Source organism: Pedobacter sp. UBA5917, assembly GCF_002432345.1.
Lineage (GTDB): Bacteria > Bacteroidota > Bacteroidia > Sphingobacteriales > Sphingobacteriaceae > Pedobacter.
On sequence record NZ_DJDT01000144.1, the window covers coordinates 1 to 6,033 of the forward strand.

General features: G+C 39.3%; 6 protein-coding genes. 3 read left to right on the forward strand and 3 right to left on the reverse strand.

Features of this window, described 5'->3' with window-relative positions:
* Nucleotides 1-47: 47 nt before the first annotated feature.
* The 3 genes from B2V92_RS08635 to B2V92_RS08645 form a co-directional block, all read right to left on the reverse strand.
* Entirely contained in the window at nucleotides 48-1,412 is a 1,365-nt protein-coding gene (locus B2V92_RS08635) for an MATE family efflux transporter (RefSeq protein ID WP_293306899.1), read from the reverse strand.
* Between the two features lie 365 nt (nucleotides 1,413-1,777).
* Nucleotides 1,778-2,407 carry a helix-turn-helix domain-containing protein gene (locus B2V92_RS08640; RefSeq protein WP_293306901.1) on the reverse strand — a complete coding sequence of 210 codons (630 nt, stop codon included), beginning with the start codon at nucleotides 2,405-2,407 and terminating at the stop codon, nucleotides 1,778-1,780.
* A 10-nt stretch (nucleotides 2,408-2,417) separates the two neighbouring features.
* A complete protein-coding gene (locus B2V92_RS08645) occupies nucleotides 2,418-2,903 on the reverse strand; it encodes a DUF4442 domain-containing protein (RefSeq protein WP_293306903.1) in 486 nt (161 codons plus the stop codon).
* Between the two features lie 78 nt (nucleotides 2,904-2,981).
* On the opposite strand from B2V92_RS08645, the gene B2V92_RS08650 reads away from it, so the two are divergent.
* The 3 genes from B2V92_RS08650 (at nucleotide 2,982) to hemF (ending at nucleotide 5,985) form a co-directional block, all read left to right on the forward strand.
* The gene (locus tag B2V92_RS08650; RefSeq protein WP_293306905.1) at nucleotides 2,982-3,290 is read left to right on the forward strand and encodes a phosphoribosylpyrophosphate synthetase; all 309 of its coding nucleotides are present in this window, start codon (nucleotides 2,982-2,984) and stop codon (nucleotides 3,288-3,290) included.
* Nucleotides 3,291-3,727: 437 nt separating this feature from the next.
* On the forward strand, nucleotides 3,728-4,957 hold the full coding sequence (locus B2V92_RS08655) for an MFS transporter (protein WP_293306907.1): 1,230 nt from the start codon (nucleotides 3,728-3,730) through the stop codon (nucleotides 4,955-4,957).
* A 113-nt stretch (nucleotides 4,958-5,070) separates the two neighbouring features.
* A complete protein-coding gene (gene hemF, locus B2V92_RS08660) occupies nucleotides 5,071-5,985 on the forward strand; it encodes an oxygen-dependent coproporphyrinogen oxidase (protein WP_414691892.1) in 915 nt (304 codons plus the stop codon).
* Nucleotides 5,986-6,033 lie beyond the last annotated feature (48 nt).

A 6,033-nucleotide genomic window follows, 5' to 3' on the forward strand; every position in this document is an offset into this window, starting at 1 on the left:
TCGAGATAGATCTCTCCACTCCGCTACACTCCGGTCGAGATGACGAATTAAAGGCTATCAGTTTTCAAACCCCTCGTTTTGTTCTGGAATCTTAAAAATAATAGGATAGAGGCTGTTAACAAACCGAGGGTTAGGCCATACCATATTCCGTTAACACCCAAACCCAAATGAAATCCGAGTAAATATCCAATTGGGATACCAACTACCCAGTAAGCCAGAAAAGTAATAATTGTAGGGATATTTACATCGCCCATGCCGCGTAAAACGCCTAATCCAACCACCTGGGTACCATCAAATAATTGAAAAAAACCTGCAATAATTAATAATTGTGCTGCAATTGGGATTACAGCCGCATCTTCGGTATAGATAAATGGCATAATGTTGTTCGCCAGTACAAAAATAACCGCTGTACACATCATAAACAGTAATATCACATGGTAGCTGGCAATGGCCGATTTTCGCAGATCATCGAAATTCTTTTTTCCGAAGTTATTTCCTGTTTTAATAGTTGCTGCTGATGCCACACCACTGGCAATCATGTAAGTCATGGCCGCCAAACTTATTGCAATCTGATGTGCTGCCTGTTCTACTGCACCAATGGTACCAATTAATACAGCTGCACCACTAAAAGCACTGATTTCGAAAGAATATTGCATGGCAACAGGCATTCCGATCTTTGCAATTTTAATGGCCCTTAATTTATCAAAGAAAGTAGCTTTAAAGCTGATCAGGTATTTTTTGAAATGCTGCGATCGCAATACATAAAACGACATTACGGTAGCCATCAGTATCCTATCGATCAACGTACTTAAACCTACACCGCTAACGCCCATCGATTTGATACCAAACATTCCTTTTACAAAAATGATCCCCAGGATGATGTTAAGTGCATTTCCCCAGATGGAAACAAACATGGCCTGTTTGGTAAAACCCAAACCTTCTGCAAACTGCTTAAAAGTCTGGAAAACCAATAATGGAATAATGGAAACCGATAAAAGATTAAGGTAAGGTTTAGCGTAACGCACCACGTCTGGCGTTTGTTCGAGGTGATCGATTACAAAAAATATTCCCAATTGCACCAGCACATATAAAAATATACCCACACAGATATTGATAATTAAACTGTTAGATAGGAGTTTTCCGCATTCATCGTAATTCTGGCGACCGTTCTCCTGCGCAATCAACGGTGTTAAACCGTAAGAAATACCCAGGCCGATTACCAAAATGAGCATAAAAATACTGTTAACAAGCGAAACTGCCGCGAGTTGAATGGTATCGGTAAAGTGGCCCACAATAATACTATCGGCCATATGTACCAGCGTATGCCCAACCTGCGAGCCTACAATTGGTAGTGCCAAATGGAGATTTTCTTTGTAATAAGGCTTATATCTGGTGTAAATTTTAGAAAACATAGGTTTGCAAAGGTCGGGTTTTTAAACCTCAAAAAATAGGGATGTAGAAAAGTTAATGTCCAATGGCCGTCATTTCGATCCAATAGCTATCTAACGGAGTGGAGAAATCTATACTAAGTTTAAGTAATAGATCTATCCATTTCGCTATGCGTTTTGTTTCCCGCAGATTGCGCTGATCGCACAGAAAAGAGCGCAGATTTAATAAATGTATATTTGGTTGTTAGCCACAGAAAACACGAATTTACACGGAATAAGTTCCTTTTTTGAATGGTGAAATCTACACATAGATTCCTCAGCTATGAAGACATATGTTCTTTAGACACTGATCCCGAAGGTTCGGGACAGGGTGATGGCTTCCTAAGAACTTACCTTACTGCTGTAAAATATTCTTCCTTCTCGCTGGTATGCGATTTAATTACATTGGTTAAAATTAAATTAACCAATACCTTTTGTGCTTTGCGATATGAACTCCGGAGCAGTTTACTGAATTCTTTTAAGGTAATTTTTTCATTCTGTTCGAGGTATTCGAGGAGTTTCTTTTCGTTCTCCGAATAGGAGATGAGCACCCCATCATTTTTATATTCCTGTTTCAGTACTTCGATGATAATTTTGCTGGCCAGCACACTTTTATCATCAATCCGGATGTAGGCCCACCATTTTTTCTGGTCATCGAGTGCATAATGTGGTTTGGTATCGCTTTCAGGGATATTTACAACCAAAACCAGCTTATCATCTACATAAATTTCTTCAAAATAAGGTTCGATGGCCGGTTTGCAGAACTGGTGTGCAGATGTTAAAATCATGTATTTTTCTTCTTCCTCAGATTTTACGCCCTTTATCGATCCATCATCAGCTACGCCGATAAGCAGTTTCCCACCTTTATTGTTGGCAAAAGCAACCAAACTTTTGGCAATTTTTTCGGTACTGGTAATGGTTTTCTTGAAATCGAGCATTACACCCTCGCCCTGCAAAATTAAACTCTTAATACTCGGCATAATCTAAAAATTAATAAGCAACCCTGGGTGTTTCGCCTTGGTGCAGGTTTCGGATATACACTTCATTCATAACGGTGGCACAAAGTTCGCCGCTTTTTGTGGTAATCTCCATCGGGTAGGCTTTTACAAACTTCCCAACGGTTTTTAAAGCCTGTTCGGCCTCATCTAACATCTCATCGGTCACAGTTATCGTGAAATACAGTGCAGAACGTCCGGGTTTTAAGTATTGTATCGAAGCACTTTTTAACCACACGCGTACTTTAAAACCGCGCCGCTGCATTAACTGATCAAACAATAGGGCATAAAATGGATCGGTGGCAGCATAAATAGTGCCCCCAAAAATGGAACCGTTATAATTTTTATTCAGGAAACTCTTGCTCAGTTTAACCGTGCAGCTTTTAAATTCATTTTCAAATTTCTGAACCCAAATGCGCTGGAAAAACAAAGGTGGGTAAAAGCGCATTACCCATTTCAGGGTGTTTTGAGAAATAATCATATTTACTAATATCAGAAAGTTTTATCACCTTTTAAAGTTTTGTGGCTCTTGTTTTATAATATTTCCGTAAATTAGGTTATGCATGTTTACGATACGGTTAGCGACGCTTTAACAGATTTAGACGGTCGCGGTTACAACCTGGATTTCAATTTAACACCAGATGGTTTGGAGTGTAAATCGATCGATCTCTTTCTTATGCCGGAGGAATTTGAGATTGAGGAAGTTTACCGTTTCGAAGGTATGACCGATCCAGCCGATAGCTCAGTAGTTTATGCCATTTCATCAAATGTTGGCAATTTAAAGGGCGTTTTGGTAGATGGTTATGGTGTTTATGCCGAAAATGTGTCGCCAGAGCTATTGAATAAGCTAAAAATTCATCACCAATAAGGTGCTTTTTTGTTGGTAAGGGATTAGTAATCAGTTTTGTATGATTGAAATAATTACCTTTGAAGAAAAAAAATAAAACCAAATGATTATAAGGTTGTTAGTTTGATAGATAACAATAAAAACTATGAAAAAAATAATCTTAAGTCTTGCTTTCGCGGGTTCTCTTATGATAGCCACATCAGCATGCAATTCGTCAAAAAATATGGCTGGTTCTTCAGACAGTACAAAGACGGATTCGACAACAACGGCACCAATGGATACAACATCTAAAAAGGCGCCTGATACCACAACCAAAATGCCGCCTGATACGACAAAAAAGAATCCACCTATGTAGGTTCATAAAAGCCGCTCTAAAAACCAGAGTGGCTTTTATTTTTAAAATCTATTTTAAATATTTGTGTTATTGCGTACTTTCAGCGTTTAAACCAAATAATTAAATGGACAACCAAACAAAAGCTAGCCGTAGCGTAATTTTCTTAGTGATTGTAGCTGCTCTTGGCTATTTCGTCGACATTTACGATCTCGTTTTATTTTCCGTTGTAAGGGTAAAAAGTTTTACCGAAATCGGTGTTTCTGCAGAACACATGCGTACCGAAGGGGAGTATGTAATCAATATGCAGATGTTCGGTTTATTGCTCGGAGGACTACTATGGGGCATTATAGGTGATAAATTTGGCCGGATCAAGGTGCTTTTCGGATCAATTTTAATGTATTCCTTAGCCAATATAGCCAATGGTTTCGCTACCGATGTACACACTTATGCCATTATCAGGTTTATAGCAGGTATTGGTTTGGCAGGAGAGCTGGGAGCAGGGATTACGTTGGTTACCGAAACCATGGATAAAGAAAAACGTGGTTATGGCACTATGGTGGTGGCCGGCATTGGTTTATTGGGCGCAGCAGCTGCAGCCACAATCGGTAAACATTTTACCTGGCAAACTTCTTATTTTGTTGGTGGTGGCATGGGATTGTTGTTGCTTCTTTTACGTGTAGGTACTTTCGAATCAGGTATGTTTAAACATGCCGAGCAAAGTAAAGAGGTATCTAAGGGTAATTTCTTTATGCTTTTCTCTGACCGGAAACGGTTTTTAAAATACCTGGCCTGTATATGCTTAGGGCTTCCGCTTTGGTTTATTGTAGGTATTTTGGTTACCCAGTCGCCCGAAATCGGTAAAGCATTGGGTGCAAAAGATTTATTGAACGCCGGTACAGGCATTATGTATACCTATTTCGGTATTGCAATTGGCGATGTGGTATGCGGTTTTCTGGCACAGGTTTTAAAATCGCGTAAAAAAACCGTGCTTATTTTTCAGAGTTTATCGGTTATTACCGTAATTGTTTATTTAACCAGTACTGGTTTAACCGAAAGTACTTTTATTCTTATCTGTTTATTTATGGGTTTTGCGGTTGGTTATTGGGCCACGTTTGTAACCATTGCTGCCGAGCAGTTCGGGACCAATATCAGGTCAACCGTAACTACCACTGCACCAAACTTTGTGCGTGGTGCTTTAATCCCGATTACATTTGTTTTCGAATTTTTTGTACACCGTTACAACATTGTTTCGGCCGGTTTTATTGTAATGGGAATTGTAACCGTAATCGCCATGATTTCGGTATCCTATCTGAAAGAAAGTTTTAATAAAGACCTCAATTATTTAGAAAATTAGAAATTGTTAGACTGTGGACTTCCGACTGGTGACTCCAGACTAAAAAGCAATGTCAATAAAATGTACTATATCAATATAAATCAGCATAGCTGCTTTAATAGCCTTAAATTTGTATGGAAATAGAAAAAGCCATCATGTTTAAAGAAGAAGTAGCAGAGCGATATAAGCAGATTCAGGATGAAATCTGCCGTGGACTGGAAATTGCCGATGGCAAAGGGAAATTCGAAGAGGAACTTTGGGAAAGAAACGGTGGGGGAGGCGGCCGCACACGGATCATGCAAAATGGCGCCATTATTGAAAAAGGAGGTGTAAATTTTTCTGCGGTACATGGTAAATTACCAGAAGCAGTAAAAAAAGCTTTTAATGTAACCGAAGATGATTTTTTTGCAACCGGTGTTTCCATTGTAATCCATCCAAACCATCCTCTGGTTCCGATTATCCATATGAATATCCGCTATTTCGAACTCAATGAAGAAACACGCTGGTTTGGTGGTGGTATCGATTTAACACCGCATTATGTTTTCGAGAACGATGCCCGGTTTTTTCACCATAAATTAAAAAATGCCTGCGACGATTTTAGTGCTGAGTTTTACCCAAAATTTAAAAAGCATGCCGACGATTATTTCTTCATCAAACACCGTGAGGAAACGCGCGGCATCGGCGGTATTTTTTACGATCGTTTAAAACCTGAAAACACCAATTTATCGTGGGAGCAGATTCTGGATTTCTCCATCAACATCGGCGAAACATTTTTACCGGTTTATACGGAGCTGATTGATCGTAACCGCGATAAAGAATTTACAGCCGAGCATAAAGAATGGCAATACCAACGCCGTAGCCGGTATGTAGAGTTTAACCTGGTTTACGATTCGGGAACAAAATTCGGATTGGAAACCAATGGCCGTATCGAATCTATTTTAATGAGCTTGCCACCGCAGGCCAACTGGGGTTATAATGTTCAGCCTAAAGAAGGTTCGGAAGAGTATAAAACTATTCAGTTGCTTAAAAAAGGGATTGATTGGGTTTAATTTAAGGATACCTAGCTAGAAAGACGCTGAAACAAGTTCAGCATGACG